The organism is Nonomuraea sp. SYSU D8015 (genome assembly GCF_008065375.1).
Classification (GTDB): Bacteria; Actinomycetota; Actinomycetes; order Streptosporangiales; family Streptosporangiaceae; genus Nonomuraea.
Genome location: NZ_VJYI01000007.1, coordinates 125,025 through 148,875 on the forward strand (window position 1 = coordinate 125,025; position 23,851 = coordinate 148,875).

The window sequence follows — 23,851 nt, forward strand, 5'->3', positions numbered from 1 at the left end:
CAAGCGTGACCATTCGCGGCGGCGACACCTCGCGGCTTCGCCGGATCAATCTCGTGACGACGCTCCGCACGGTCCGGTCGCAGGGGCCGCTCGGACTGACCGACCTCGCCAAGGGGGCCGCGCTCTCCAGGCCGACCGTGGAGGGCCTGGTCGAAGAGCTGCTGGCGGCGGGCTGGCTCAAGGAGCTGCCGCCGGAGAGCGGCCAGATGGGGCGGCCTGCCAGGTTGTTCGCCTTCCACGCGGCGGGCGGCCACGTGCTCGGGATCGACATCGGCTCCTACACGCTCAGGGCTGGCGTCGCCGATCTGGAGGGCACGGTCGTGGCCGCGCACGACGAGCAGATCGCCGCCACGGCGGGCCGCGCCGAGCGGCTCGCGGGCCTCAGGACGGCGATCGCGGCCGCGCTGGAGGCCGCCGGGCTGACCGCCGACCGCATCGCCGCCGTCTGCGCGGGCACCACCGGCGTGGTGACCTCCGAGGGCGTGGTGAAGCTGTCGGTCGGCCTTCCCGAGTGGACCGGCCTCGACCTGGCGGGCGAGCTGCGCGCGAGCTTCGACTGCCCCGTGCTGGTGGAGAACGACTGCAACCTGGCCGCTCTCGCCGAGCGCTGGCGCGGCCAGGCCCGCAACGTCGACGACCTGGTGTTCGTGCTGTCCGGCGTGCGCACGGGCGCGGGCATCCTGGTGGGCGGCAAGCTGCTCAGAGGCGCCAGGGGCGGCGCGGGCGAGATCGGCGCGCTGCCGCTGGTCGGCTGGCACCGCGCGCCCGTCCATCTGACCGGTTTCCAGGGCCTGCCGCCCGGCACGGCGCCGCGGGACGCCGCCGCCCGGGTCTTCGTCGCGGCCAGGTCCGGTGACCCGGCCGCGCAGTGGGCGGTCGAGCAGTACGCGCGCGACCTGGCGGAAGGCATCGCCGCGTTGGTGCTGACCGTGGATCCCGAGCTGGTGGTGCTCGGCGGCGGAGTCTCGCGCTCGGGCGACGTGCTGCTCGGGCCGATGCGAAAGCACCTGGACCCGTTCTGCCTCGAACCTCCCGTGGTGGCGATCTCCGATCTGGGGGAGCAGGCCGTGGTCCTGGGTGCGGTACGGCGCGCGCTCGATCACGTCGACGCCCGCCTCTACGACTTCGACGCCCCCCTGCCGAAGCCGTCCTCTTGACGATCGTCAGTCATGAGGGCGAACCGCAGGCAGTGCCCGTCGCCTGACCAAGGCGACGGGCGCGAATCCGCCGGAGTGCTCGGTGGCGGCTACCTGCTCTGCCCGCTCGTCGCCGGACGCGGAGCCGGCAGGTTGTAGAGCTCCAGCTCATAGACGGCGTACATGCTCCAGCGGGTGTAGTTCGCATCGTTGATCTTCAGGCGCAGCTTCCTGACGCCCTGCAGGTCGGGGAGGTCGGCGACCGAATACTCCATGATCCCGTCGTCATCGTCGTGCGTCCACCGGAAGGCGATGCCCTGCGCGGCGGTCGTCCAGCCGGTGCCGTCGGCCGAGACCTCGACGTCGACGTCGGTCAGGCCCTGCGGAATGCCGCCACGGGTGGCGACCACGAGCGTGTTGAACGCCTTCGGCTCGTTCCAGTCCAGCACGATCTCGTGCGGGAACGGGTTCGCGTCGGTGTAGCCCTGCTTGGCGGCGAACATCGTGCCGTATTCGCCGTCGACCATCTTCTGCGGGCCGTACTGCACGCCGCCGTCGCCGTCACGGGCCGCCGAGGCCGACACCGCCGAGTGGCTGCGGGCGATGTTGGCGTCCGGGGTGTTCACCGCGCCCTTCACGAGGGTGAGCTCATAGGTCTTCGTGGTCCGGCCGTCGCTCGCCAGCGTGCGGATCTCGACCCTGTTCTTGCCGTTCGCCACGTCGACCTCGACGGTCGCGCCATTGGCGACGGCGCTGCCGTCGACGGTGATCGTGCCGCCGGCGTCGGTCAGCGTCGGGGTCAGGCCGACGGTGGTCGCACCCTGGTTGACGAGCAGCGCATAGTCACCGCGATGCCCCTCGAACGTGAATTCCGAGACGTCGGTGAGCTTCAGGTCCTTCAATGTCGCGTCGAAGTGCTGCTGCCCGGGTGCGAGATGCACGCGGAATCCGTCGAACCGCACCTCTTTGCTCTCCAGGTTGGTGATCTCGATCCGGTGCTTGCCCGGCGTCAGCCCGGTCTTTCGATATGCGGTGAAGCGGTCGTACTGGACCGCCTCGTAGAGGTCGATCACCGTCGCCGGCCCGCCGTCGACCGACACGGAGACCTTTCCTGTCGTCGTGTTCTTCTCGAAGAACGCGTCGATACCGGTGCCCTCGAACTCGTAGGCCGCCTTGGTGCCGGCGGTCCTGCTCAGGTGGACGCTGCCGAGGTAGGCGGACTGCCGCTGCCGCTGCGCCCAGCCGGCGGAGTAGCCGATGCCGTCATCGGCGCTGTCGACCAGGAATGTACGCGGGACATCCTGCCCCTCATAGGGGCTGGTCGGCTGGGGAATCGTGCCGACACTCTCGCCCGCGGCCGCCCGCACGAGGTAGCTGTGCAGGGTGTCGAGATATGCCGGGTCGAGTGTGTAGCGCCGCGGGTCCTCAGGGCTGATCGCGCTGTCGACGATCTGCTCCGCCAGGGCCGGGTCGCGCTTCCTCAGGATGTTGAGCAGCTCGTAGTCCTCGAGACCATCGCGATGTGCCTCGAGACGCAGGCTGCTCTTCACCGTCAAGTTGGCCTTGTCGGGATAGACGATGTAGGAGTCGCCCTTCCACGGGCCCACGTACCACGCGTTCCACGCCCAGTGCAGATGACCCTGCACGCCCTCGCGCTCGAGGTCCCAGAACAACATGCGGCCGGTCATCGTCGGCTGCGTCCAGAACCGGTTGAGCCACGGGGGAGTGTTGACCTCGCACGTGTAGACCCACAGGTCCTGACCCGCGGCCTGCTGTGCCTTGTAGCCGGCCTTCTTGCGCTCGAACGCCGGCGTCAGCGGAACCCACGTGTCGACGTAGGGCTTGGTCTTGTCGTCGAGCAGGATGCCGTCGGGGTCGGCGTCCATGGTGCGGAAATCGGCGCCGATGCCGGCGTTGATCTGCTGGATCTCGCGCGCGACATAGGTCCAGAGGTTGCGCTGGTCAGCGGTGATGGGCTCGTCGCGAATGTGCTGGTACCAGGTCAGGCCGTTCGTCCAGCCCTTGCTCTTCAGGTGCTGGTGCAGCGCGGTCAGGTAGTTGGTCAGGAAGGCGTCGGTGACCGGCAGGCTGTCCGGCAGTTTGGTGTTCCAGCTGTCGTCGGGCTTCTCGTTGTCCGGCATCTTGTTCAGCGCGTGAATGAGATGCTGGTTCGCGAAGTTGGTGATCCCGTGCCGCTTGAACGTCTCGACGTAGCGGTCGAAGTTCGTCCAGTCGATGTCCTTCGGGATCCCCCGAACGAATTCCGACAGCTCCGTGCCGGTGGACTGCAGGAACAGGTCGGTGCGGAGCCAGACCATGTTGGTGCGATATTCGGCGAGCTTGCGTGCGAACTCGTCCATGAGTCCGAACCACGCGTCGCTGTAGGTCTCGACGCCGTAGTAGTACTTGCCGACGTCGTAGGCCTGGCCGGCCTCACCATTCCAGCTGAAGCCGTCCCAGGTGAAACCGTTCGTCATCGTCCAGTGGTAGTTGGTGAACGGTGACTTGTCGATCGTGGGGATCTCGGCGTTGTGCACGCTGAGCCGGATCGGGACGGAGTAGTCGCCACGAGACGTCTCCACTGTCGCCGTGCCGCGATAGGTGCCGGGCGCCGTGCCGCGCGGCACGAAGCCGGTCACGAAGACGGGCTGGGTCTGGCCGGCCTCGACCCAGGTCGCCCGGTCGTTGGACAGCGGGTCCGGCATGGCCGACTCGGGGTAGAGGAGGTTGCCCTCACGGTCGGGGAAGAACGGGTTCGCCGCGACCGTGCTGTCGTCCTTGTAGGCGACGAAGTGGTAGCGCAGGTTGGCCGCCGCGATCGGCCGCTTGCCGCCCGCGGTCAGGTTGCCGAAGCGGACGCGCTTGATGCGGAGCCGTTCTTTCGCGCGCACGGCGATCTGCGCGCTCTCGTGTTCACCGCGGGCCGCTACGAGGTTGATGGAGGTGCTCGGGGTCTGCGGGAGTGTCGTCGTGCGGTAGACGGTCTTCTGTGCACTCTCGACCCAGAGTTGCGCAGCGTTCGGACCGGCCATGGCCGCCGGCGCGAACGCTGCGAATGGTGCGAGGAGCAGGGGGGCGCAAAGTAAGGAGAGGGCTCGACGTCGCATGGCCACTTATCATGTGTTCTTGTATAAGTCTGGGTCAAGGGGTTGCCGGAGTGCTTCTTCTCCACTTCGGTGGCAGGGGGGCGTTCTCGGCGACCGCGACGTCACGGTGTGGGCGCCCGGTCGAGCAGAGGCTCGATGGAATCCCACGCGGGAGGCTCCGGCCACCCCGCCGAATCCGGGCCCGCGGCCTCCAGGCCGAGGACCGCGCAGGCCAGCAGGTGCTCGCCGGGCGGCAGGTCGCCCTTCAGCGTGGGGATCGTGGTGCGCGGGACGAGCACGTTGGTGCCGGGCAGGGCCGTGACGAGGGCGCCCTCCCGCCGGCCTGACAGGTCCTCGATCACGCACAGGCCGTGCGGCGAGTCGAGCCTGGCCCGGCCGGGACCGGTGTCGGCCCGGGTGGGCGGCCGGTCCCGGTCGACCGCGAAGGCGCCCTCGGCCGTGTGCAGCGCCCGCGCGGTTCTGATCCGGTGCACCCGCACGTGCCACGGGGGCCGCGCCACCAGCCAGGTCTCGATCTCCACGTCGTCCCAGGGCGTCCAGCGCGCGCGCAGCACGCCGTCGGAGGCGGAGGCGTCGTACGGCAGTTCGCACGGCCGCCAGTGCTCGCCGTCCTCGCTGAGCGCGAGCGTGCTGTCGAAGGCCCCCTGCTCGAGCTTCAGCGTCCCGGCGGGCACGCTGAAGCCGAAGCGCGTGGAGTAGGCGAACTTGGCGTATTTGGCCGCGCCGTGCCGCGCCCACGGATTGCGCTGCCCCGCGCTCAGCATCACCACGTGCCGACCCTCCTCGCAGCGCATCAGCGCCACGCCCGCCTCCGGCTGGGTGCTGACCTCGGGCAGCGGAGGCGCGTCGGCGTCCTTCGCAGCCCAGAACGGGTGCTCCGCGGGCAGGGCGAGCGGCAGGAACGCCTTCATGGCCCAGTACGGCGAGCCAGGCGCGTTGTACTGCTCGGCCATGTGCGGCTGGGGGTAGCCGTAGCCGATGGTGAGCAGCCCGGCGGTGTCGCGGATGGGCCGGCGGGCCCACCAGCGCAGGTTTCGCAGCAGGTGCCCCTTGGTCACCTCCCAGGGCAGCGCCTCGACCCCGGCGAAGGCCAGCGCCCCCCAGAACGCCGACTGCGCGAAGCGGTAGGTCAGGCTCCTGCCGAACGGGACGGCGACCCCCTCGCTGGTGAACCAGTGCTGGAAGTCGTGGGCGAACGCTGCGGCCCGCTCGCGGAAGCGCCCGGCCCTGGCCGGGTCGTCGCCGAGCGCGGCGTAGATGAGGCTGTAGAAGTGCATGGCGAAGGGGATGTAGTAGTCGCGCTGCCACGTGGGCCCGTCGGAGTACCACCCGCGTCCGAGGTCGAACTCCTCCAGCCGGTCGAGCCTGGCCGTGTTGGCGTCCTCGTCGTGGGAGACGCCGACGCGGCGGAGGCCCAACCCCACCATGACCGGGAAGAACAGCCAGTTGTTGTCGTTCGGCCGGACGGTGACCGCGTGCCGCAGCCAGGCGGCCACTGTGTCGCGCTGCCGGCCGGTCAGCGGGTCCCAGACCTGCTCGGGGGCGAGGGCGAGCGTCAGGCCGATGGCGGCGGTCTCGACCAGCCGCTGGTTCCGGTCGAAGACCGCGCCCCAGTAGTCGGGGTGCTCGGGGTCGGTGCCGGCGGCGAGCCCGGCGCGCCAGAGGTCCCAGTGATCGAACGCCCCGCCGCCGGCCGCCAGCGGCGCCAGCCCCCACAGCGGACGCGCAAACGCTTCCAGCTCGGAGGCCGCCTGGTCGTAGTGAGCCGTGTTGAACCCCAGCCGCAGCCGCCCCCCGCCTGGACAGAACCGGGAGATCAGCGGCGCCACCAGGTCGAGGACCTGATCCCTCAGCTCGTCCCTGCCGCTGCCGGCCCGTCCTGCGCGGTCGTCGGTGTCCACAGGCCATCTCCCCTTCGCTAGGAAAGCGTTTTCAGGCAAAGGGTTCCCGCCGCCGGCCTCGCTTGTCAACAACACCCGGCGACCGTACGGTCACCCGGCCAGTTCGCCGGCCATCCGGGGCGGTGCGGTGCTGTCGCGGACGTGCAGCTCCATGGGCAGGTACACAGGCTCCCCGTCGTGCCCCTCGGTCATGAGGGTCTCCAGCATCTCGGCCGCCTGCTTGCCGAGCTGCCCCCGGGGCGCCGACACCGTGGTCAGGCTCGTGTGCGCCACGTGGTCCAGCTCGATGTCGTCGAACCCGACCACCGACAGCTCCTCGGGAACCCGCACCCCGAGCTCGCGCATCCGGGCCACCGCACCAAGAGCCACGAGGTCGTTGTACGTGGTGAGCGCGGTGGCGCCGGTGCCGGGCACCTCGGCGGCGGCCTCGTAGCCGCAGCGGCTGGTGGAACCGCACGGCAGGATCGTGACGGACAGGCCGAACGCCTTGGCCGCCTCCAGCGCCCTGATCCGCTCGGAGTTGGCCCAGGACACCTCGGGCCCGCTCAGGTAGGCGACCCGGCGGTGGCCCAGCTGCGCCAGGTGGCCGCAGATCAGCATCATCCCGCCGAAGAAGTCGGCGGAGACGGCGGGCGCGGCGAGGCCGGGGACGATCCGGTCGAGCAGGACGAGCGGGTGGTCGCGGGCGGTCAGGACGACCAGGTCGGAGCGCTCCATGCGGGGCGAGCAGAGCAGCACCCCGTCGCAGCTGCGCATCAGGTCTTCGACCAGGTCGTGCTCGATCGAGGGGTCCTCGTCCGTCTCCATGACCATGACGCGGCGCCCGTGGGAGCGGGCGACGGCCGAGACGGCCTTGAGCACGTCGGGAAAGTAGGGGTTGGCCAGGTTGGGGACCAGCACGCCGATGGTGCCCCACTCCCCGCGGGCGAGCCCCTGCGCCGCGGCGTTGGGCCGATAGCCCAGCTGCCTGACCGCGTCATGGACGCGCGCCGCCAGCGAGGGGTCCACCTTGGCCGTGCCGTTGAGCACTCGGGAGACCGTCGAGGCCGACACCCCCGCCGCCGCCCCGACGTCGCTGATCGTCACCCGGGTCGAGCGGCCCTGCCGCAGATTCCGCACCTGCTCCTCCTACCCCCGTGCAGCGCCCGTCAGCCGAGCAGCTCGCGCAGATGGCCGAGATCCCTCCGTACGGCCGCCACCGGGTCGGCCGCCGGGTAGTGGACGTGCAGCGACAGCGGTCCGGCGTAGCCGCGTGCGCGCAGCCCAGGGATGATCTCCGGCCAGCGGACCACGCCCCCGTCCGCGAACGGTTGCCACTCGCACACCCAGCCGTCCGCGGCGGATCGCCAGACGGCGTTCTTCACTCCCATGCAGGCCATCCGATCGCCCAGCAGATCGACGTTGAGCTCCCATGCCTCGCTGCCCTCCTTGGCCTGGTTGCCGGGGTCGGCGTAGAAGCACACGTCGTTCAGGTCGCCTGCGAGTGCGAGGGCGAGCGAGGCGGATGGATGGATCGTACCGTGATGCAGCTGGAGCGCCAGCTGTACGCCGTGCCGGGCGGCGAGCCCGGCCAGCCGGGTCAGCGCGGCCCTGGACTCCTCCACCTGGCGGCGGTATCCCGTGGCGGGGTCGTAGCGGTAGAAGCCCGCCCGCACGAGGGGGACGCCGGTCTCGCCGCAGGCCGCGATGATCCGTTCGGCGTCCGCGTCGGCGTCGAGCAGGTCGGTGGTGACGACGTCGAGGGTGAGCCCGCGGCGCTCGAACTCGGCAGCGACGACGGCGATGCCGCCGGGGTCGGCGGGGCTGACCGTCTGCCCCTCGCGCACGACGAGGTCCGCCCCGTCGGCGCCCACGGAGGCCAGGGCCTCGGCCAGCCGGGGCGCGTCGACGGGGCCGAAGGGCTTGGTGAAGGCGAGCAGGCGCACACGTACTCCCATGGTCAGAAATCGCTTGTAGAGCTTGGCCCAAAGCGCCGCTGGACAGTGTTCATGTCCGAGCATCTTCCTGAAAGCGCTTTCTCACAACCCTTGAATCGGGCTATGAGCCGGGTTACTCTCGGACCCACCCTCGGGCAAGCGCTTACCCGGCTACTCGGCCACCCCCCGGGAGGGCTCCATGAATCCCCATCGGCCAGGCATCGCCGCAATGATCATCGCAGCCGCCGCTTCACTGCTCGTGGCGGCGTGCGGCACATCGACCAACAGCAGCAGCGGCGGCGGTGGCGGGCAGACCACCCTGAAGATCTGGGACTTCTCCGCCGAACAGGTGAAATTCCACAAGGACGTCGGCGCGCAGTTCACCAAGGAACATCCCAACATCAAGATCGAGTGGCGCTCGATCAACCAGGCCGACTACATGAAGACGCTGCCCCTGGCCTTCCAGAGCAACCAGGCGCCGGACATGTTCTACTGGAACGCCACCGGGCTGTCGGAGCTGCTGGACCAGAAGTGGATCCGCCCGCTCAGCCCGGACGGCACCGTCCCCGCCGACTTCACCAAGCGCTGGCCGGACGGGTCCTTCCTGGAAGGCATCAACATGCAGGACGGGAAGACGTACGGCTTCCCGTTCACGGAGAACCTCTACTGGGGCTCCGGCTACATGTTCCTCAACAAGCAGGTCTTCCAGCAGGCCGGGCTGGACGTCGGCAACCCGCCCAAGACCTGGACCGACCTCAAGAACGCCTGCGCGCAGATCAAGGCCAAGACCAAGGCGGAGTGCATCGCCGCCCCCACGAAGGGCGAGGACATGCAGCGGATCTGGTATGCCCTGGTCAGCAGCGTCTCGACGGACGAGTTCTTCGACTACAAGACGGGCAAGTTCGACCTGACCGAGCCGGCCCAGCTGAAGACCTTCGCCTTCATCCAGGAGCTCAAGAAGCTCGGGTACCTGGCGCCGGGCACGAACGACAAGAACTTCTCCCGCCAGCAGTTCGCCGCCGGGCAGGCCGGCATCTACTTCGACGGCACCTGGATGCTGAGCGTGTGGGACAGCCAGGGCTTCAGCAGCGACAACTACGTGGTGGCGCCGCGTGTCAACCCGGACGAGGGGCAGACCGGCGCGGCCGGCCGCACGTACGACGGCAACAAGTACTGGGTCAGCTCGCAGACCAAGCATCCCGACGCCGTCTGGACGTTCATCCAGTGGATGACCGACCCCAACGGCTACTTCGTCAAGCAGTACTACAAGAACGCCTTCGGCACGCTGTCCTACGTCGACAACCAGAAGATGGTCACCCATCCGGTGCTCAAGCAGATCATGGAGATCGGCGCGAAGCCGGGCTACCGGGTCCAGCTCCCCGAGCCGCTGCTCAAGTGCCCCGACATCGCCAAGTCCAAGGCGTACGTCAACGCGCTGGCGAAGAGCCCGGACGGTGAGTGGGAGGCCATGAGCCAGGCACTGGTCAGCGGCCAGCCCCTGGCGTCCGTGGGCGCCGCCATCGTCGAGCAGCGGCAGACCGCGCTGGAGGAAGGGCTCAAACAGGAGGCGGCCAGAGGCCTGAAGGTGTCGATGGACTGCTACACCTTCCCCGACTGGGAGTACACCAAGGACTACACCGCGGACATGTACCGCCAGTGACCGGACGGCGCCGCCGGCCAGGCGCCGGCGGCGTCCCCTTCTCCCTCGTGAGGACATCCATGACAACCACCGCCCCCGCCGCGGCCCCCGGCAGGGAGAAGGTGACGGACAGGGACCGGCCGCCCGCCGAGCGTGTGCCCGAACGCGTCGATCACTCCCGCGAGCGCGTCCGCGGCCTCGACAGGGTCTGGCTGCTCGTCTTCCTGGCCCCCTTCCTCCTGCTCTACCTCGGCTTCACCATCTGGCCGCTGATCGCGACGATCTACTACTCCTTCTTCGACTGGACGGGCATCGGCCCGATCGACGACTTCGTCGGGATCGGCAACTACAGCTCGATCCTGGTCGACCCGCTGTTCTGGCTCTCGGTGGTCAACACGCTGGTCTTCGCCGTGCTGACGACCGTCATCAAGCTGCCGATCTCGCTGGTGGCCGCCATCCTGCTCACCCGCAAGTGGCTGCGCGGCAAGCGGTTCTTCCGGACCATGTTCTTCGCGCCGCTCATCATCCCCGTCGCCATGGCAGGCATGGTCTTCACCTACCTGCTCAACCCGTCCAACGGCGCGCTGAACGCCATCCTGCGCGATCTCGGCCTGGTCGACCAGGGGTTCGACGTGTTCGCCAACCGGTGGAGCGCGCTGCTCGTGCTCGTGCTCGTCGCCGTCTGGCAGATCTTCGGCCAGTACATGATCTACTGGATGGCGGCGCTGCAGAACGTGCCGGAGGAGCTCTACGAGGCGGCCGCAATCGACGGCGCGAGCGAGTGGAAGAAGCTCACCCGCATCACGCTGCCGATGATCAAGCCGGTCGCCGTGATCATCACCCTGCTCGGCCTCGTGAACGCCATGCACGTCTTCGGGCTGGTCGTCACGCTCACCGCGGGCGGCCCCGGCACCAGCACCTACGTGGTGTCCTACTTCATCTACCAGAACGCCTTCGGCGCGGTGCCGTTCGCCTACGGCTACGCCTCGGCAGCGGCGCTGCTGTTCTCCGTCATCGCCTTCGTGCTGGTCTCCGCCCAGGGCCTCGCGGTCCGCCGGGCCCAGCGGCTCAGGAAGGAGTACGGCGTCTGATGGCGACGATCACTCAGTCCGGCACTCAGCCCGGCACTCAGCCCGGCCGGCGCAGCCACGCCGTGCGGGCCAACCTCATCGCCCTGCCGATCCTGCTGGTCATCGGGCTCGTGTGGATCTATCCCTTCCTGTGGACGATCTCGGCCGCGTTCAAGACCCAGGCGGGGATGTTCACCAGCGGCGCGAGCCTCGTGCCCGACCAGCTCAACTTCGACAACTTCGCCCGGGCCTGGGTCAACGCCGGGTTCTCCGGATACTTCTTCAACACGGTGCTCTACTCGGTCGTCTCGACCCTCATCGAGCTGGTCAAGGCGGCCCTGTGCGGCTATGTGCTGGCCAGGTACGACTTCCCCGGCCGCACCCTGCTCTACCGGATGATCGTCGGGACCCTGTTCATCCCGGTCGCGTCCATCATCGTCCCGCAGTTCGTGCTGATCGAGAACCTCGGCCTGCTGAACACGCGGGCCGGGGTCATCCTGGCCATGTCCGGCGGCGCGGGCGCGCTCTACGTCCTGCTGTTCGTCGGGTTCTTCTCCAGCGTCCCGGCCGACCTGTTCGAGGCGGCCAAGCTCGACGGGGCCGGCTTCCTCAAGACGTTCCGCCTCATCCTTCCGCTGGCCAAGCCGGTCATCGCGGTGGTGGTGATCTTCCAGTTCATCAGCAGCTGGAACGAGTTCAACATCCCGCTGGTGTTCACGCTCGGCCAACCGGACCTGCAGAACCTGGCCGTCGGGATGATGTCCTTCCAGGGCGAGTACGTCACCGACTGGACCGGGTTCGCCGCGGGAATGACGATCTCGTTCCTGCCCATGCTGATGATCTTCCTTTTCTTCCAGAACTACTTCACGCGCGGCCTGGCCGGCGCCACGAAGGGGTGACAATCCGCTTGGTAAGGCATGGCGCGTTCGCCTACACCTGGGACATCGTGGGCGACCCCGCGGCGGCCGAGCGCATCGCCGGCCTCGGCGTGAGCACGGTGACCCTGCAGGCCGCCTACCACTCGGTCCGGGCCACCACCCCGTGGCATCCGCGCCACCGCATCGTGCAGGCCGACCACGCGGCGGCCTACTTCCGGCTGCGCCCCGAGCGCTGGCGCGGGCGGCTCCGGCCGTACCCGCCGAGCTGGGGAGTGCCCGACGAGGACAGGTTCGGCGCGGCGCTGGCCGCGCTGGCGGGGGCCGGGCTGCGGGCCGAGGCATGGCTCGTGCTCACGCACTCCTCGGTGCTGGGCCGCGAAGCACCCGACCTGACGGTGACGAACGCCTACGGCGAGTCCTACCCGTACGCGCTCTGCCCCGCCCAGCCCGCCGTCCAGGACTACGCGCTCACCCTCGTGCGGGAGGTCTGCGAGCAGTACGACGTGCCCGCGCTGATGCTGGAGGCGTGCGGCTGGCTGGGCGCGGAGCACGCAAGCCACCACGAGAAGACCTCCGGCGCCCACCTGTCCGCCTGCGGCAGGGCGCTGCTGTCCGTCTGCCTCTGCCCGGCCTGCCGGGCCGGGCTGGCCGGGCGCGGCGTGGACGTCGATGAGCTGGCGCGCGACGTGCGCGCCGCCGTGGACGCGGAGCTCCAGCAGGGCATCCCGGCCGGGACGAGCCTGGACGACGCGCTCGGCCGCGAGCGCGCCCACGCCCTCTACGATCACCGCACCGAGGTCATCGCCGGTCTGGTCCGCGCCGTGGCGGCGCCGGCCGGCGGCCGCGAGCTGCTGCTCATGGCCACCGACGACCCGCAGGTCACCGGCCCCGACGTGGGGATCGACCTGGCCTCCTTCGACGCGCCGGTCGACGCGTACGTGCTCAAGTGCTGGGGCCAGGAGGAGACGGCCCTGGCCCAGGTGAAGGCCGCGGCGAGCCGTACCGACGTTCCCCTCGTCGCCAACCTCACCGTGCTGGAGGACGGCCACGCCCGGATACCGGCATTGGCGGCCGACCTCGTCGCCGCGGGCGCGCGGCAGCTGCGTTACTACCACGCCGGGCTCGGCTCACCCGCCCGCCTGGACAGCATGCGGGCGGCGGCCCGCTTGAAGGAGAGGCAATGCTGAACGGCCTGTATGTGATGGATCCCCACCGCTTCGACGACGTCTACGGCCCGGAGGCCCGCGCCGCGATCGAGCGGCACCTCGCCATCGCCTCGCCCCCGCTCACCGCCGACCGGCTCACCCCCGACGTGCTATCCGACCTCCAGGTGCTGGTCACAGGATGGGGGGCGCCCAGACTGGACGCCGCGCTGCTCGCCGCCGCGCCCAAGCTCTCGCTGGTGCTGTACGGCGCGGGCTCCATCCGCCCGATGGTCACCCCGGAGATGTGGGACAGGGGAGTGCGGGTCACCTCGGCGGCCACCGCCAACGCCACCCCGGTCGCCGAGTTCGCACTCTCGCAGATCCTGTACGCACTCAAACACGGCTGGCGTTACGTGCTGACCGCCCGCGCAGCCGCCGCCCCCGCCGCGCGCGGGAACGAGATCGGAGCCTACGGCGCGGTGGTCGGGCTGGTCTCGCTCGGCGCCACGGGCCGGGCCACGGCGCGGCTGCTCGCCCACCACGACCTCGTCGTGCAGGCCCACGACCCGTACGCCGACCCGGCCGAGGCCGAGCGGCTCGGGGTGCGCCTGGTCGGCCTGGCGGAGCTGTTCGCCACCTCCGACGTGGTCAGCCTGCACGCGCCGCTCACCCCTGAGACGCACGGCCTGGTCGGCGCCGCGCTGCTGGAGTCGATGAAGCCCGACGCCACCCTGATCAACACGGCGCGCGGCGGCCTCGTCGACGAGACGGCGCTCGTGGACGTGCTGGGCCGGCGGACCGACCTGTTCGCCGTCCTCGACGTCACCGACCCCGAACCGCCCGTCGCGGGGTCGCCGCTGTTCACGATGCCCAACATCGTCGTCACCCCACACGTGGCGGGCAGCCTGGGCCACGAGCGGCGACGCCACGGGCAGACGATGGCCGAGGAGCTCGCCCGCTACGTCGCGGGCGAGCCGCTGCTGTACGAGATCACCGAGTCCGCCCTGGCGAGGAGGGCATGACCACCACTCTGGTGCTGCTGCCGCCGCACGATCCGGCCACCGAGGACTGGCGGGCCCGGCTGGAGCGGGCCGTGCCGGAGCTCGTCGTGCTCCGGCCGCTGACCCGCGAGGAGGCGGAGCAGGCGCTGGCGGAGGCCGACGCCGCCTACGGCACGCTTCCCGCGGACCTGCTGGCGCACGCCCGGCGACTGCGCTGGCTGCAGGCCCCGCAGGCCGGGCCGCCTCCGGGGTTCTACCATCCGGCCCTGGTCGCGCACCCCCTACAGGTCACCAACATGCGTGACACCTACACCGACCACGTGGCCGCGCACACGCTGGCGCTGGTGCTCGCACTGGTCAGGGGCCTGCCCAGGTACGCCCGCGAACAGGCCCGCGCGCATTGGGCGCCCGACTGGGACCCCGGCTCCGTGCTCCCCCTGGGCGAGGCCACCGCCCTGGTGGTGGGGGTGGGCGCCGTCGGGGCCGAGGTCGGCAGGCTGCTGGCGGCATTCGGCACCAGGGTCGTGGGCGTGGACGCCCGGCGCGGCGGCCCCGTGCCGGGCTTCGCCGAGGTGCTTGCGGCCGACGCCCCCGACCGGCTGCTGCCCGAGGCGGACCTGGTCGTCCTGACCGTTCCGCACACGCCCGCCACGGAGGGCCTGCTGGACGCGCGGCGGCTGGCCCTGACCAAGCCCGGTGCGTACGTCGTCAACGTCGGCCGCGGGCCCATCGTCCGGCTCGACGACCTGGCCGCCGCCCTGGACGCGGGGCGCCTGGCCGGCGCGGCCCTGGACGTCTTCGAGACCGAACCGCTTCCCGCCGATCACCCGCTCTGGCGGCGTCCCGACGTGCTCATCACCCCGCACGTGGCGGGCGTGGGGCCGCATGCCGATGAGCGGCGCTTCGCCGTCCTGCTGGAGAACGCCCGCCGTTTCGTGGCCGGGCGGGAACTGATCAATCTGGTCGACAAGTCCGAATGGTACTGAAATGATCAAGCGACGGAACTTCCTGCTCGGCGGCACGTTAGCCGCCGTGGCCCCGCTCCTGCCCGACTCGCCCGCGCTCGCCAGCGCCGGCGCCGGCTTCGCCGTCCAGACCGTCGCCACCGGCGTGGCGGTCAAGAGCGACCGGCGCGCCATGGCCGGCGGCCTGTACGACCCGGTCGCGGGCAAGACGTTCATCTCCTGGACCGGAGAGAACACCAACCCCTACGTCGCCGCCTACGACCACGCCGCCGGCACGTGGACGCAGCCGATCAAGGTCGGGCAGTCTCCGAAGGCCGACTCGCACCACTACCCGGTGATGATCCAGGCCCGTGACGGCCGGCTCCTGGTCTTCTACGGCTCGCACAACTCCGTCCAGCGGCTGGCCGCCTCCCAGCCGCACACCGTCGAGGGCGGCTGGACCGACGGGACCGTCGACGCCGCGCCGCGCTCGACGTACCCGATGCCCGTCAAGGCGGCCAACGGCGACATCTACCTCTTCTTCCGCGCGACCCCGCACAACGACGACCCCTCGCTCCCCACCGACTACCGGCCCATCCACTACCTCCTGTCCACCGACGACGGCCGTACCTGGACCCACTCCAAGGACCTGGAGGGCATCCCGTTCGCCATCGGCTCCACCGACCGGCCCGACAACTGCAACGAGGTGTACATCGGCGAGATCGAGGTCACGCCGGCGCGGGGGAACGTGCCGGAGCGTTTCCACTTCGTCTGGACGCTCGCCGGCGGCGGCCCCGGCCGCCACGAGCACGACTACTACCACCGCAACCTCTACTACGCGGCCTTCCAGCCCGGCGACCGGCATTTCTACAGCGCCGCCGGCGACGACCTGGGCACCAGGGTGGACTGCGGCGAGGCGTCCCGGCTCCCGCTCGTCCTGGAGACCGAGCTGAAGCGGGCGAAGCCGCTGTCCCGGGACGTCGGCTACACCCACCTGGTCGGGTCGACGGCGGGCAACCGTCCGGTGCTGCTGTTCATGCTCCAGGACGGCGACACCACCGTCGTGCACGCGGCGGCCTGGCAGGGCCGGAAATGGCGCATCGCCGAGATGACCAGGGAGGCGACCCTGTTCGACAAGGAGCAGATCTCCCCGACCGCGTTGCGCGTCTACGCCAACCCCGCGGACGGGACCTCGGCCGTCCACACCTACATCCTCAAGCACGGGCGTCACTGGCGCTCCGAGGCCAGGGTTCCCACCCCGGCCAGGATCCAGCGTGCCAGCCTCATCGCCGGCTTCCGCGACCCCGCGCGCGTCGTCCTGACCGGCTCGGCCTCCAGCCCCGCGGTCCCCGCAGGCGGCATGTTCGTCCTGGGGATGCCCGTCACGTGAACCGGATAGCACAGGTCGAGACCTTCACCGTGGCCCTGCCCTCGCTGCGCGACTTCGCCGTCGCGGGCGGGTCCGTCGTCCGGGGCGGCCGCCCGGCCGTCAGGGTCCTGGTGAAGGTCACGGCCGACGACGGCGCCACCGGGTGGGGCGAGGCCACCCCGATCCCCTCATGGACGTACGAGACCACCGAGTCCATCGTCTCCACCATCGAGGGCTACCTGGCCCCGGCGGCCGTCGGCCGTCCGCTGTGGGACCTGGACGGACTCTGCCGCGCCTTCGACCGCACCATCAGCAAGGGATTCTCGATCGGCATGCCGCTGGCGCGCGCGGCGGTCGACGTGGCGTGCCACGACGCCTTCGCCCGCAGCCGGGGCCTGTCCCTCGGCGAGCTGTGGGGCCGGCGCAGGCGCGACACCATCGAGCTGGCCTGGATCGTGGCCGGCCGGTCGGCGGCCGAGGCCGCGGACTCGGTGGCCGAGGGCCGCGCCCACGGCTACCGCCACGTGAAGGTCAAGGTCGGCCTGCACACCGAGGACGAGGACGTCGCCGTGGTGGCCGCCGTGCGCGCCGCCGCCCCCGACGCCGTGCTCTGGGTGGACGCCAACCAGGGCTACACGGCCGCCGCCGCGCTCCGGGTGGCCCGGCGCCTGGCCGACCTGGACGTCGCCGTCTTCGAGCAGCCGCTGCCGTCGAACGACATCGCCGGGCTGCGCCGCCTGCGTGACGCCAGCCCCGTGCCGGTGGCCGTGGACGAGAGCCTGCGCCACCCGAGCGACCTGGCGACGTTCGTCCGGCTCGACGCCATCGACGTCGCCGTCGCCAAGGTGCAGCGCTGCGGCGGGCTGACCCTGGCTCTGCGCCAGTGTCAGCTCGCCGAGGACTGCGGCCTGGCGATCATGGGCTCCGGCCTCACCGAGTCCGACGTCGGGCTGGCCGCCTCGCTCCACCTGTTCGCCGCGTTCGGCGTGGACACGCCGGTCGACCTCAACGGCCGGCAGTTCATCACCAGCTCCTACGCCACGGATCCGGTCATCACCGTCGCCGACGGCATCGCCCACGTGCCCACGGGCCCCGGCTTGGGGATCGGAGTCGACGAGCAGGCGGTCCGCGCGCTCGCCCTCTGACGGCCGGTCGCGCTGGTCCGTCGGTCGTGCCGTCACGTTCGCGTGCCGCCAAGGGTCAAGCTCTTGAGGACGCAACGAAAGGAGACGGACCATGGCGACGGATCCCGCTACTCGGAGGGTGGAGGCCACGATGCCTGAGACGCAGGCCGCAGGCTCCGGCGGCTTCGTGACGTACGACGAGCTCAAGGGCCCGGACCTCGACGCCGCGCGCTGGAGCCCGGCGCGCCTGCCGCTCCCGGCGGGCGGCGACCACATCCCCCTCGACCCCAACGCGGAGCTGGCCGTCGGCGAGGGCGAGGTGCGTGTGTCGATCCCGCGCTTCTCGCTGGCGCACGACACGTTCCAGCCCGCCGACAGCCCCAAGTACCTCGCCTTCTCGACGCGCCAGTACGAGCTGCCGCCGGATCGGCCCGCGACGTTCGCCGTCGACCTCGCGGTGGAGAACGTCGGGGGGGAACCGGCGGACTACCGCCGGGGGATGGCCGCCTTCCACGTCTTCGACTTCGAGGTGAGCAAGCGGGTGTTCGCCGTCTGCGGCACCTCCACGCGCGTGCTGGCGTTGCACGAGCAGCTCGGCGCGTGGGGAGCGGACGAGCCGTTCTACCACGTCGTCGAGTCGCCGTACGAGGACTTCCACGACGACTTCGCCACCCGGCCCCGCGCGTGCGAGATCACGCTCGACCGGAGCCGATCGACCGCGGCCTGGCGTGTCGACGGCCACACGGTGTACGAGGCCCACGGCACGCTCGTCCCCGAACGTGTTCGCATCGGGTTCGGGATCTGGACGATGCTGCCGATCCGGGACGGGCGCAGTCGCTCGCTCGAGGGGCAGGGCCTGAACGCGCGGTGGCGCCGCTTCCGCGTACGCGGGGTCGACGCGTGAGCCCCGCAATATGTCAACAGTTGTCTACTTCTATTCGAAGGGGGAGTCGATAGCATCGATCAGCGCAGGAATGAGGTGACCAGCAGTGATCAGTGCCGCCGGGCAGGCCGAGAGCAAGGAGCGCAAGGGTGAGCGCACCCGCCGTCGCATCCTGGAGGCCGCACGGCGGGTGTTCGGCCGGGCGGGCTACGACCGCGCCACCATCCGGGCCATCGCCGCCGAGGCGCAGGTGGACAAGTCCTCGGTGATCCAGTACTTCGGCACCAAGCAGCAGCTCTTCCGCGAGGCCGTCACCTACGACATGGAGATCGACGCGCTGACGGTGGGCGGCGACCCGGCGGCTTCGGCGGAAAACTACCTGCGCGCCATGCTCCAGCGCTGGGCCGCCGACCCCGACAGCCCCATGGCCGCGCTGCTGCGCACCAGCCTGACCAGCGAAGAAGCCGGCGAGCTGCTGCGCACCCACGTCACCGCCGAAACCATCGACCGCATCGCGCCCAAGCTGTCGGGTCCCGATCCCCGGCTGCGGGCGGCCCTGGCCGGAGCGGTGATGTTCGGCATCACCGTTCACCGCCACCTGCTGCGCACCCCCGACCTGGCCGAGGCCGACCTCGACGACGTCCTGCGCCTGGCCGTGCCGCTGATCCGCACGCTCCTGGCACCGCCGCCCGCCGGCGACGCCGCGTCCGCCTAGGCGGCCTGACCGTACAGACCCTCAGTCGGCGACGTAGGTGATCGAGTGCACGTGGAAGCCGGTGGTCTTGGAGCCGCGTACGTGCATGAACATCGCGCCGCCGTCGTAGGAGTACGCGCAGGAGTAGCCCTTCCGCTCCTTGCCGCAGCCCTGGAAGTGGTGAGTGACGCCGCGCGGGTCGTATTTCACCTTGAACAGCGTCTTCACCGCGCCTGCGCTGCCGACCTCGAGACCGCTGTACCTGTCGCTCCGCTTCCAGGCGGCGAAGAGGTGTTCGGCCACGGCGGACGGCTTGACGAGGTGCCGTGACAGGTAGACCTTGGTGACCTTCGAACCGGTCACGACCATCGCGATGCCGTTGAGCCCGCCCGGCACACGCACGCTGGTGTGGACGAACCGGCACACGTTGCCGGTGCAGCCGTCGAAGCGGTCGGGCGCGCGGTAGACGTACGTGAAGATCGTGTTCACGGCGGTGGGGGTGGCCACCTTGGCGGCGGCCGGGCGGTCGGCGGCCAGCCAGGCGCGGAACAGCTTGTTCGCCACCTGGCCGGGCGCGGAGGGCGCGACCGCGGAGGCGGGCCCTGCGGAGGTCAGCGTCAGTGTTGCGGCCGCTGCGAGGGCGGTGCCGCCGAGAACCAGTCGTTTGGACACGCTCCGACGCTAAGTGCGGCGCCTTGCGCGGGGATTGAGCTCTGCTTGCGGATCGCGGGCGCGTGCGGCGACGCCCGGGGCCGCTCAGGTCCTGCGGTTGTAGAGCCGGAGCGCGATCGGGGCGAACAGCACCGTCATGATCCCTGAGAGCGTCAGGACGAGCGCGATGTCCCCGGCGTCGGGCACGCCGTCGAGGAGGCCGCGTCCCGCGTCGACGAGGCGCGTCACCGGGTTGAGGGTCACGAACTCCCGCACCCAGGCCGGCATGGTCTCCGGCGGAGCGAACGCCGAGCTCACGAAGGTCAGCGGGAAGAGGATGACGGTGGACGCCCCCATGACGGCGGCCGGGGTCCGCACGGTGAGGCCGACGATCAACCAGAGCCAGCTCAGCGCGAAGCAGAAGACCAGGAGCAGCGCGATGGCCCCGGCGACGCCCCCGAGGCCGCCGGACGCCCGATATCCGATCAACGTCGAGATGCCGAACACGAACGCGGAGGCGACGCTGTAGCGCAGCATGTCGCCCAGCAGCGCGCCGACGAGCGGTGCCGGACGCCAGATCGGCTGCGAGCGGAAGCGGTCGAAGGCGCCCCGCTCGATGTCGGTGTTGAGGGTCACGGCCGTGTACATCGTCATGAAGACGACCGTCTGTGCGAGGATCCCCGGCAGCGCGTAACGCAGGTACGCCTCCGGCGATCCGATCATCGCCCCGCCGAACACGTACGTGAACATCAACGTGAACAAGATGGGGAACAGCGTGGCGTCGAGGAGCTGCTCGGGAACGTGCCTGATCTTCAGCAGAACGCGCCACGCGAAGGTCAGCGTCGCGCGGAGGGCGCCGGCGCCCGTGCCCGGCGGAGGCGCGCCGGCGACGGCGGAGATCAGCCGCGTGTCGAGCTCGAACGTCGGGCGTTCGGCCGTCTGGTGGATGGTCACGTCGATGCCTCCTCATGGCCGGGCGCGGGGCCGTCGGCCGGTTTTCCGGTGAGGGCCAGGAACACCTCGTCGAGACTCGGCTGGGCCAGCGCATACTCGGCGATGCCGAGTCCGCGTTCGGTGATGGCCGCGAGCGAGCGCGCGACCGCGGCCGGCTCGTCCGCCCGCAGGGAGAGCGCGACGGGATCCGGCTCCAGTACGGGGGCGGCGCCGAGCATGGCCGCGAGGAGCCGGGCGACCTCCGGTCGGTCGGCGCTGTCGGCGACCCGCACGCGCAGCGCGCCCGCGCCGACCAGAGCCTTGAGCCGGCCGCTCGTGCCCTCGGCGATGACGCGGCCGTGGTCGACGACGGCGATGCGGTCGGCGAGCTGATCGGCCTCTTCGAGGTACTGCGTGGTCAGCAGGACGGTGGTGCCGACGCCGACGAGCGCGCGCACGCTCTCCCACACCTGGCCGCGGCTGCGCGGATCCAGGCCCGTCGTCGGCTCGTCCAGCATCAGCAGGTCGGGACGGACGACGAGGGAGCCGGCGATGTCGAGCCGGCGCCGCATGCCGCCGGAGTAGGTCTTCACCTCCCGCCTGGCGGCCGCACTCAGGTCGAAGGCCTCCAGCAGGTCGATGGCGCGCTTCCTGGCCGCCTTGCCCCGGTGTCCGCGCAGGCGGGCGAGCAGGGTGAGGTTCTCCAGCCCGGTCAGGTCCTCGTCCAGGGACGCGAACTGGCCGGTGAGCGCGAGACGCGCCCTGACCTGGGCCGCCTCGTCGGCGACGTCGTGGCCCAGCACGCGGGCGGTGCCGCCGTCGGGACGGATCAGCGTGGCGATCATCCGGATCATGGTCGTCTTCCCCGCCCCGTTGGGCCCGAGCACGGAGTAGACGCACCCCGCGGGCACCGCGAGGTCGACGCCGTCCACCGCCCGGTTGGCGCCGAAGACCTTGACCAGGCCGCGGGTTTCGATCGCCCATGTCTCGTGGCTCATACCGCGGCGCCTTCCCGGCGCAGCCGGTCTCCGACGAAGGCCAGGACGTGCGCGACGTGGCGGACTTCTCGCCCCTCGTGTATGACGACCTCAGCCGCCTGCCGACGGCCTTCATCCTGACCGGGGGGCGCGTCCTCGGCCGAGGCGGGAAGTGAGTGCTCGGGCGCCAGGCGGTCCTCCACCGAGACGACGGCGGGCACGCGCGCGGCGAGGTGAGAGCACAGCCGGTCGCTCCGCGCGCCAGTGCCGAGCAGCAGCAGGCGCGTGCCCGGCGAGGTGCGCCCCGGGCGGTACGCCGGTTTTTCGGTCAGTGATGTCATGAGGGCAGCGTGTCCGACACCGGAGCCGCCGTCTTGGACGAATGTTCAGGGGGGCAGACCAAGTCCCCCCGATCACACGGAAGATTCGCAAGCACCCTGCTCCGCACCGGGGGTCGCTACCATCCGGTACCGCTCATCCGTGACCACTACCTGACGATCCTGAACCATTACGCAGAGTTGCTTTGGGCGGGTTGCGCGGACCCGAGTGGGGCCTTGCGCTCCCGTTCCGCACCGGCCGGGGAACGACAGTGCCCGCCGATAGCCTGCCCTCCGCCTTCTATCAGTCTTCACCGCGATAGGCGCGCAGTTCGCGGCGCGCTTGGTGGCGGCTGCGGCGGCGGTCCTCACGACGGAGGTAGTACCCCTCCCGGTTCCCGCCCCTGGTTTCGCAAACGAGCACGTGGTAGCCGGGGGCGCCCCAGTAACAGCCACCCCTGCGCCAGTTCGTGCTGTCGGGAGTGACCTCGTCCGGCAGCGTGCACGGCCCGAACCGATGATCATGCACGGGCACGCAGGTCACCAGCGGCGCGTCGGCCATCCGCACCCACCTGGGCCGGGTCTTGTCGGTCTTGCTCATACGGTCACCTTCCGGCTCCGTGACGCCCCGGGCTGGGGCCGTCATAAGAGCTGGTACACCGTGATCACCTCCGACTTCGCACACGACAAACCGGGACCAAAAGCGACGTCGCCGCTCAGAGAACCTGATCTCGACACTACCGCTAACCACATCAGCAGCGCGCGTGACGAGGCCCGGTCGGCCGGCGCGCCCGGCATCCACGGTCACGGCTGTGGCCGCGGCACCGACTGCGAGCGTCACCGCGTGACCGGCGCACATGCCGGTGCGGCCCAGGTGCCGGGCTTCTTCCGTCCAGGTGATCGGCTCCGGGCACGGCTGGTTCAGCCGGTCGCCGGACCAGCGGGCAGCGGATTCCTGGCAGCGCGTCAGGTCCGCCTGGACCGCGAGCGTCGCCCCGTGCTGCGGGCACACGCCCCAGCCGATGCTGCACGGCTGCGGCCGGGCGGCGCTCAGCGCGGTGCTCGTGGCCGGGCCGCGGCCGGCGGCGTCGTTGCCTACGTCGTTGGCGGCATGGCCGGGCACGTCCGCGGAGGGCTGGCTCGCCGCGCGGTTGGCCGCCACCATCTCCTCGAACGAATCCTTCGCCGTCCCGGCCTTCTCCGACCGCCGCTGGCAGGAGATCGCGGAGGCCCGCCGGACCATCGAACCGGTCGTGCTACGCATGTCCATCGAGCGCGGCGACGTCGACTGGGAGGCCCGCGTACGAGCCGCCCACCACCGTCTGGCCCGTGCCCCGGCCTACGTGCCGGAGGAGAGCGAGTACTACAGCAGCGCATGAGCCGAAGCCCACCGGGTCTTCCACCGCACCCTGCTGGAGGGTTGCGGCAATCCCGTCCTGCTGGAGACCTTCGACCGGCTGTGGACCGCGAGTGAGCTGGCTCGCCGCTTGGTGATCACCGACACCGGAGCTCTGGACGTCGCCGACGCAAGTGGTGGCCGGTTCGGCCCCGACCCACAGAAGATCTATGGCCAGGGGGCCGAGTTCCGCGCCTGGACCCCCGCGGCGGCCCTGACGGCGCTACCTTCCGGCTCGCCGGGGCCATCCGAAGTACTCGGATCGCCCTGCCCTCTCCGGATGACGAAGGCGACGGCGGATCCGCTGTTCCCCAACCACACCGGCAGACGCCTCAGCCGCGACGCCGTCGCCGACCTGCTCGCCAAGTACGTCCCCGTCGCGGCCCGCACCTGCCCAACCCTCGCTTCCAAGAACGTCACCCCGCACACCTTGCGCCACACCGCGGCGATGGCGCTGCTGCACGCCGGCGTCGACGCCTCCACCATCGCGCTCTGGCTCGGCCACGTCAGCACCAAGACGACCGGCGTCTACCTGCACGCCGAACTGCCCATGAAGGAGAAAGCCCTGGCCCGCGTCACCGTCGTCCTTGGCGGTGACCACGAAGACATCCAGGTCGGAAACGGGGCGCGCGGTTCCACGAGCGAGAGATCCCCCAGCATCACTGCATTATCACTCCTTTCGCGTTTGGATCAGCACGCAGCTCGGTGCGCACTTCATTGAGTACGCGCTCGTGTAGTGGGGTGGGGTACCGAACGCTGGTCATAGGGCT

General features: G+C 70.6%; 22 protein-coding genes and 1 pseudogene. 14 read left to right on the forward strand and 9 right to left on the reverse strand.

What is annotated here, in order from left to right:
* Nucleotides 1–5 precede the first annotated feature (5 nt).
* The gene (locus ID574_RS28540; protein ID WP_188192061.1) at nucleotides 6–1,157 is read left to right on the forward strand and encodes an ROK family protein; all 1,152 of its coding nucleotides are present in this window, start codon (nucleotides 6–8) and stop codon (nucleotides 1,155–1,157) included.
* A gap of 89 nt (nucleotides 1,158–1,246) precedes the next feature.
* Here the strand turns inward: ID574_RS28540 and ID574_RS28545 are convergent, their stop codons facing one another.
* The 4 genes from ID574_RS28545 to ID574_RS28560 all read right to left on the reverse strand — a co-directional run bounded on the left by ID574_RS28545 (nucleotide 1,247) and on the right by ID574_RS28560 (nucleotide 8,081).
* On the reverse strand, nucleotides 1,247–4,168 hold the full coding sequence (locus ID574_RS28545) for a glycoside hydrolase domain-containing protein (protein ID WP_188192062.1): 2,922 nt from the start codon (nucleotides 4,166–4,168) through the stop codon (nucleotides 1,247–1,249).
* A gap of 176 nt (nucleotides 4,169–4,344) precedes the next feature.
* Nucleotides 4,345–6,144, reverse strand: coding sequence for a DUF2264 domain-containing protein (locus ID574_RS28550; protein ID WP_223167163.1), 1,800 nt, complete (start codon nucleotides 6,142–6,144; stop codon nucleotides 4,345–4,347).
* Nucleotides 6,145–6,234: 90 nt separating this feature from the next.
* Entirely contained in the window at nucleotides 6,235–7,263 is a 1,029-nt protein-coding gene (locus ID574_RS28555) for a LacI family DNA-binding transcriptional regulator (protein ID WP_188192063.1), read from the reverse strand.
* Nucleotides 7,264–7,292: 29 nt separating this feature from the next.
* Nucleotides 7,293–8,081, reverse strand: a complete 789-nt coding sequence (locus tag ID574_RS28560; RefSeq protein WP_188192064.1) for a sugar phosphate isomerase/epimerase family protein — start codon at nucleotides 8,079–8,081, stop codon at nucleotides 7,293–7,295.
* Between the two features lie 178 nt (nucleotides 8,082–8,259).
* Here ID574_RS28560 and ID574_RS28565 point away from each other — a divergent pair, with 178 nt between their 5' ends.
* The 10 genes from ID574_RS28565 (at nucleotide 8,260) to ID574_RS28605 (ending at nucleotide 18,828) form a co-directional block, all read left to right on the forward strand.
* Nucleotides 8,260–9,720 carry an ABC transporter substrate-binding protein gene (locus ID574_RS28565; protein ID WP_188192065.1) on the forward strand — a complete coding sequence of 487 codons (1,461 nt, stop codon included), beginning with the start codon at nucleotides 8,260–8,262 and terminating at the stop codon, nucleotides 9,718–9,720.
* Nucleotides 9,721–9,779: 59 nt separating this feature from the next.
* A complete protein-coding gene (locus tag ID574_RS28570; RefSeq protein ID WP_188192066.1) occupies nucleotides 9,780–10,790 on the forward strand; it encodes a carbohydrate ABC transporter permease in 1,011 nt (336 codons plus the stop codon).
* On the forward strand, nucleotides 10,790–11,668 hold the full coding sequence (locus ID574_RS28575) for a carbohydrate ABC transporter permease (protein WP_188192067.1): 879 nt from the start codon (nucleotides 10,790–10,792) through the stop codon (nucleotides 11,666–11,668). Before ID574_RS28570 ends, ID574_RS28575 begins: the two co-directional genes overlap by 1 nt.
* Nucleotides 11,669–11,676: 8 nt before the next feature.
* Nucleotides 11,677–12,834, forward strand: coding sequence for a hypothetical protein (locus ID574_RS28580; RefSeq protein ID WP_188192068.1), 1,158 nt, complete (start codon nucleotides 11,677–11,679; stop codon nucleotides 12,832–12,834).
* On the forward strand, nucleotides 12,828–13,814 hold the full coding sequence (locus tag ID574_RS28585) for a hydroxyacid dehydrogenase (RefSeq protein ID WP_188192069.1): 987 nt from the start codon (nucleotides 12,828–12,830) through the stop codon (nucleotides 13,812–13,814). The genes ID574_RS28580 and ID574_RS28585 overlap by 7 nt, the downstream gene beginning before the upstream one ends.
* A complete protein-coding gene (locus ID574_RS28590; protein WP_188192070.1) occupies nucleotides 13,811–14,779 on the forward strand; it encodes a D-2-hydroxyacid dehydrogenase in 969 nt (322 codons plus the stop codon). The genes ID574_RS28585 and ID574_RS28590 overlap by 4 nt, the downstream gene beginning before the upstream one ends.
* Nucleotide 14,780: 1 nt before the next feature.
* A complete protein-coding gene (locus ID574_RS60195) occupies nucleotides 14,781–16,127 on the forward strand; it encodes a BNR-4 repeat-containing protein (RefSeq protein WP_223167164.1) in 1,347 nt (448 codons plus the stop codon).
* Nucleotides 16,124–17,251 (forward strand): mandelate racemase/muconate lactonizing enzyme family protein, encoded by a 1,128-nt coding sequence (locus ID574_RS28595; protein ID WP_223167165.1) that lies wholly within the window; start codon nucleotides 16,124–16,126, stop codon nucleotides 17,249–17,251. The genes ID574_RS60195 and ID574_RS28595 overlap by 4 nt, the downstream gene beginning before the upstream one ends.
* A gap of 130 nt (nucleotides 17,252–17,381) precedes the next feature.
* Nucleotides 17,382–18,134: a DUF6081 family protein gene (locus ID574_RS28600; RefSeq protein WP_188192072.1), complete on the forward strand. Its 753-nt coding sequence runs from the start codon at nucleotides 17,382–17,384 to the stop codon at nucleotides 18,132–18,134.
* Between the two features lie 85 nt (nucleotides 18,135–18,219).
* A complete protein-coding gene (locus tag ID574_RS28605) occupies nucleotides 18,220–18,828 on the forward strand; it encodes a TetR/AcrR family transcriptional regulator (protein WP_223167166.1) in 609 nt (202 codons plus the stop codon).
* A 21-nt stretch (nucleotides 18,829–18,849) separates the two neighbouring features.
* Here the strand turns inward: ID574_RS28605 and ID574_RS28610 are convergent, their stop codons facing one another.
* From ID574_RS28610 to ID574_RS28630, 5 genes are all read right to left on the reverse strand, one after another.
* Nucleotides 18,850–19,479 (reverse strand): hypothetical protein, encoded by a 630-nt coding sequence (locus ID574_RS28610; RefSeq protein ID WP_188192073.1) that lies wholly within the window; start codon nucleotides 19,477–19,479, stop codon nucleotides 18,850–18,852.
* 84 nt (nucleotides 19,480–19,563) lie between these two features.
* Nucleotides 19,564–20,412 (reverse strand): ABC transporter permease, encoded by an 849-nt coding sequence (locus ID574_RS28615; protein WP_223167167.1) that lies wholly within the window; start codon nucleotides 20,410–20,412, stop codon nucleotides 19,564–19,566.
* Nucleotides 20,409–21,389, reverse strand: a complete 981-nt coding sequence (locus tag ID574_RS28620) for an ATP-binding cassette domain-containing protein (RefSeq protein WP_188192074.1) — start codon at nucleotides 21,387–21,389, stop codon at nucleotides 20,409–20,411. Before ID574_RS28620 ends, ID574_RS28615 begins: the two co-directional genes overlap by 4 nt.
* Nucleotides 21,386–21,709: an alpha/beta hydrolase fold domain-containing protein gene (locus ID574_RS28625; RefSeq protein WP_188192075.1), complete on the reverse strand. Its 324-nt coding sequence runs from the start codon at nucleotides 21,707–21,709 to the stop codon at nucleotides 21,386–21,388. The genes ID574_RS28620 and ID574_RS28625 overlap by 4 nt, the downstream gene beginning before the upstream one ends.
* A 280-nt stretch (nucleotides 21,710–21,989) precedes the next feature.
* A complete protein-coding gene (locus ID574_RS28630) occupies nucleotides 21,990–22,286 on the reverse strand; it encodes a hypothetical protein (RefSeq protein ID WP_127933263.1) in 297 nt (98 codons plus the stop codon).
* Nucleotides 22,287–22,581: 295 nt separating this feature from the next.
* Here ID574_RS28630 and ID574_RS61765 point away from each other — a divergent pair, with 295 nt between their 5' ends.
* The 3 genes and pseudogenes from ID574_RS61765 (at nucleotide 22,582) to ID574_RS61770 (ending at nucleotide 23,802) form a co-directional block, all read left to right on the forward strand.
* Nucleotides 22,582–23,064, forward strand: a complete 483-nt coding sequence (locus ID574_RS61765) for a GntR family transcriptional regulator (protein ID WP_336245555.1) — start codon at nucleotides 22,582–22,584, stop codon at nucleotides 23,062–23,064.
* A gap of 15 nt (nucleotides 23,065–23,079) precedes the next feature.
* Nucleotides 23,080–23,190: pseudogene (locus ID574_RS62425) on the forward strand (FCD domain-containing protein); the annotation flags it as partial.
* A complete protein-coding gene (locus tag ID574_RS61770) occupies nucleotides 23,176–23,802 on the forward strand; it encodes a tyrosine-type recombinase/integrase (protein WP_442939335.1) in 627 nt (208 codons plus the stop codon). The pseudogene ID574_RS62425 and the gene ID574_RS61770, both read left to right, overlap by 15 nt.
* Nucleotides 23,803–23,851: the final 49 nt, after the last annotated feature.